We start from the raw sequence: 4,128 nt of genomic DNA on the forward strand, positions 1-4,128 counted from the left end.
CGCCTATGCTCTGATTCAGGGTTATCCTTCTCACTGGTTTCAGGCCTTGGCCCCCAATTCTGCATTGTCCCCACCGGAACCCCCGGCAGAATTAAAGCCCGCAAGTTGGCCGGCAGAACCGTTACCCCAGGACAAGCCAGTATTGCCCTCAAGCGAATCCTCTACCTCCATTCCCTTATCCCCTAGTAAAAATTCTGAGCGAAAATCCAAACGGAGATCTCGGGGTCAGGGTAGTGGTTACATCCAATTGCACTATTGCGAAAAACAGACCTCAAGGGGCAGAAAATCCTATGAGCAGTACTATTATCACTATGAGCTTTGGGAGAATGGCATCAGACAGCACAAGGGGTCGAAGTATATCCCCAAGGACAAGCTTGATGTGGTGCAGGAATGGGATAGAAAAAAACTCGATGTAACCGTTATCCTTCAATATCTTGGCAAAGATTGTACTAACCTATGAAGCCTTCCTAACGCCTGTCGGTGACAGCTCACTTTTTGATGGATTTTGAACTAACCAATTATAATAACTGTCTAAATGGTTAGACGCTTATCTGTCTGTATTGTTAGCCGTTTAAGCACTTAAGGTTAAAGTTGAGTGAACGTTTCCCTGTTTAACTGTCTAGACGTTTGAAATAATCGACTAACAGCTCCTCCACCAATTCGGACATATCTTGTTCAGTGCTTAAGGTATGGGTGCGTAATTTCAGGTGGGTGGCTTTGGAAAGGTAGAGGGTTGTTTTTTTGAAATTGGGATCTTTGCTTTTTGCGATCGCCGCTTCTGGTTTTCCTTGGGCTGACTCTGAGCTAGTTGATTCTGCCTGAACAAAATTCTCAAAGCCTGCAAAGCGATTTTTTTCCTTAGCCATAAATTTCACCTCCCACGGTTTTGTAATCATTCCAACCGGCCCCCGCATATCGATCGCCTTTGACATCACGAACAACACAACCCTCTAAGGCGGCTTTGGGAAAAGCGGCATATCGAGTGATCATGCGTTTAAAAACAGGCAATCCTAAGCTTTGGAGATATTCCTTGGCTTCTATTCCTGCTGTGGAAGGTTTTGGCGGAACGATGGTCATTAAAATCCGAAAGTTTGGAATGTTTAGCTGTTTAAACGTCTGGATGTTTGCTTGTAATGCTCCCATGGAAAGGGCATCGGGGGAGGTTGGCAAAACCATCAAGTCACATCCTCTAGCAAGGGAGCGAATTTCTTCAATTTCTGGTCTAGCTGGAGTATCAACAACGATGTGCTCATAATTACGGGCCGCTTTTAGTCCTTCTCTCTCATCCACAACAGGAAAATCTAGCTTTTGGTGGGATGCCCACAGCAATGCCGAACGATTTAAGTCTCCATCAATCAGAATTGTTGGGGCTTTGTTATTAAGGTAGGCCGCCAAGTGAATAGAGCTTGTGGTTTTACCTACCCCACCTTTAAAGGCAGTAACGGTGATAATCATTGGATGGTTAAGTGTTTAAAAGTTTAGACGTTTAACTGTTTAAACTTCTGAATGTCTAGATAGGGAGACGTTTATAATCGTAAAATGTTGCCAGGGTGTTTTAAAAAAATTACTAGGGGTTAAGAGTGGGAGTTGAATTTTTTACTAGGGGTTTTGGATGAAAGATGATCGTTACTCGCCGGACTGGAAAAATATAGCCGCTACCAAAAAGCAGTCCGTTAGTTGGGTCTGTGAACGGTGTGGGGTGCAATGTCTTAAGCCTGGGGAGGGGAAGGGTCTGCTAAAGGAGGAACGGTATAGGCTTAGGATGGCGGTGCATCATTGTGATTATGATCCAAGTAACAACTCCCCTAGTAATTTGATGGCCCTATGCTCTCCCTGCCATCTCCACTATCACCGCAGGCAACGGGGGAATATTACACCTGGGCAGTTAACGCTAAGGTTTTGTTGAAAGGTTTTAGCTGACCAGATTGGGTAGGAAATCAAGAGGGGAACCCTGCCTAGGAACAGTAACAGGTCTTCTCTCATAATCCCTAGTAATAATTGTGCCCAATGGTCGTAACCAGTATGGATCAAAACGAGTGGGTAATCTTTGCAGAATTACGACGGTCAGATTTTGAGTTAGTTGTGTCAATCTTGTCTGACCACTTCCCACGCTTGGAATGGGGTTCACAATGCGATGACTGGCTCTGGATTTATTGCCGGGACTACAAGTTAGAGATTGACTCGTTTTCGTCGATGGAACTGGAGGTGAAGGGCCCAAGGAAAGCCTATGGTTTGGCCCAGGAGGTTTTGCGCCTGTTGCCGCCTTCAGTATTCGTTCAGGTTTTTGAAAGACCTAAGTTGGATCTCACCCGCTGAAGCCCCGATTAATAACCTTTTAGTTAACTATCACGATTTGTTAAGACTTTGCAACGCTTGATCTAATCTTGCGATAGCATTCCGTCATACGCTAGAAAACTATTGTCAGTTATGGAAAGTCGGCGTTTATCTATCCGAGTTCCAGACCCGTTACTTGCTCGGTTGGAGTCTTATCTTGACCAGCAGGGTTTGACGGTGACTGAAGGAGTCTTGGCTGCTATTGCCTCTTATGTGGGTGATAACGACAGTTTGCCCCTGGTGGAGCGGGTTCGTAGGTTGGAGAAAAGGCTGGCGATATTGGAAGAGAAGGGTTAAACGTCCATGTCTTCAATCTATGACAATTGCGATTTTCCTCTACTGCCAGAGCTTAAGCATTGTCTAAAGGAAGGTTATCGTTCGGATTTTTGTGTTGGCTACTTTAACCTGCGTGGTTGGCGAGAGTTAGAGGATGAAGTCGAGCAATTTACTGCCGGGAAAGGTCAAAATTGTCGCTTATTGGTGGGAATGCAGAAGCCGCCTAACGATGAACTTAAGCATAGTTTGTCTATTACCAAGCGTGCAAATCAGCGGATGTCGAATGAACAGGCAAACGAGTTGAAAAAGATTATGGCTCATGAATTTCGGGAGCAGTTAACCTATGGCGTTCCTACTGCAAGAGATGAAGCAAGCCTCAAACGATTAAAAGCACAATTGCAAGCTGAAAAACTAGAAGTTAAACTATTTTTACGTCATCTACTCCATGCCAAGCTTTATCTAATTTATCGAGAAGATAAGATTACACCTCGCATTGGTTATGTTGGTAGTAGTAATCTGACTTTCTCTGGTTTAAGTGGTCAGGGTGAACTGAATGTTGAAGTCACAGACCGAGACGATACAAAGAAGTTAGAAGAGTGGTTTATTGAACGATGGGAGGATAATTTTTCTCTCGATATTTCCCAAGACTTGATTAAGGTGATTGATGAAAGTTGGGCTGGAAAGCAACTACCTCCTTTTTATATTTATCTGAAGATGGCTTATCATCTGTCGCAGGAAGCACGGGATGGTTTGAGTCGATATCAAGCTCCGAAAAATTTTGGTTTGTTGGAATTTCAAGAGCAGGCTGTACGAGTAGCGATGCAGCATATCGATAAGCGCAATGGAGTAGTGATCGGTGATGTGGTTGGTCTAGGGAAAACGTTAGTGGGAACGGCGATCGCCCATGTGTGTGAGGAGGAATATGGGACGAGTACCTTAATTATTTGTCCGAAGAATCTTGAGTCAATGTGGCAAGGCTATGTTGATCGCTATGGTCTGCGGGGTAAGGTTGTCCCGATTAGCCAAGTGGAACAAAGATTGCCGGAAGTGCCTGCCCGGTTTCGTTTGGTACTGATTGATGAGAGTCATAACCTACGTAACCGTGAAGGAAAACGATATCAGGCGATTAAAGAATACATAGAGCAGAGTGGCAGTCGTTGTATTCTGCTGACGGCAACCCCATACAATAAAGGCTATTTGGATTTATCGTCTCAGTTGCGTTTATTTTTGAGGGCTGAAGCAGACATTGGCATTAAACCAGAAGCCCACATCCGTAATTTGGGTGGTGAAATGCAATTTTTACGGAAACATAATGCAACCCCAGTACGCTCATTGATGGCATTTGAGCATAGTGATGAGCCGGAAGATTGGCAACAGTGGGAGTGTCAAGAAATTTGTGTAAAGGGGAAATTAGAAAAGAAAAGAATTAGGGTGTTCAATAGCAAAACAAGCAAGAGCCGCCTTCCAATGCTGGATGGGCATAGTCCATTTGCGGCAAATACGTTGCAAAGCCAGGTA

General features: G+C 44.5%; 6 protein-coding genes. 4 read left to right on the top strand and 2 right to left on the bottom strand.

Features of this window, described 5'->3' with window-relative positions; genetic code table 11:
* Positions 1 to 64 precede the first annotated feature (64 nt).
* Positions 65 to 460, top strand: coding sequence for a hypothetical protein (locus IQ219_RS20245; protein ID WP_228017294.1), 396 nt, complete (start codon positions 65 to 67; stop codon positions 458 to 460).
* A 151-nt stretch (positions 461 to 611) separates the two neighbouring features.
* Here the strand turns inward: IQ219_RS20245 and IQ219_RS17430 are convergent, their stop codons facing one another.
* Together IQ219_RS17430 and IQ219_RS17435 are read right to left on the bottom strand one after the other, a co-directional pair.
* Positions 612 to 866, bottom strand: a complete 255-nt coding sequence (locus IQ219_RS17430) for a hypothetical protein (RefSeq protein WP_199309591.1) — start codon at positions 864 to 866, stop codon at positions 612 to 614.
* Positions 859 to 1,455: a ParA family protein gene (locus tag IQ219_RS17435; RefSeq protein ID WP_194020809.1), complete on the bottom strand. Its 597-nt coding sequence runs from the start codon at positions 1,453 to 1,455 to the stop codon at positions 859 to 861. The genes IQ219_RS17430 and IQ219_RS17435 overlap by 8 nt, the downstream gene beginning before the upstream one ends.
* Positions 1,456 to 1,612: 157 nt before the next feature.
* Between IQ219_RS17435 and IQ219_RS20610 the strand changes: the two genes are divergently transcribed.
* The 3 genes from IQ219_RS20610 to IQ219_RS17445 all read left to right on the top strand — a co-directional run.
* A complete protein-coding gene (locus tag IQ219_RS20610) occupies positions 1,613 to 1,906 on the top strand; it encodes an HNH endonuclease (protein ID WP_368667630.1) in 294 nt (97 codons plus the stop codon).
* Between the two features lie 101 nt (positions 1,907 to 2,007).
* Entirely contained in the window at positions 2,008 to 2,316 is a 309-nt protein-coding gene (locus IQ219_RS17440; protein ID WP_228017288.1) for a hypothetical protein, read from the top strand.
* A gap of 321 nt (positions 2,317 to 2,637) precedes the next feature.
* Positions 2,638 to 4,128 (top strand): phospholipase D-like domain-containing protein (locus IQ219_RS17445; protein ID WP_228017292.1); only part of this gene is annotated, 1,491 nt, incomplete at its 3' end.

The sequence above is a fragment of the Synechocystis sp. LEGE 06083 genome, assembly GCF_015207725.1.
Lineage (GTDB): Bacteria > Cyanobacteriota > Cyanobacteriia > Cyanobacteriales > Microcystaceae > Synechocystis > Synechocystis salina.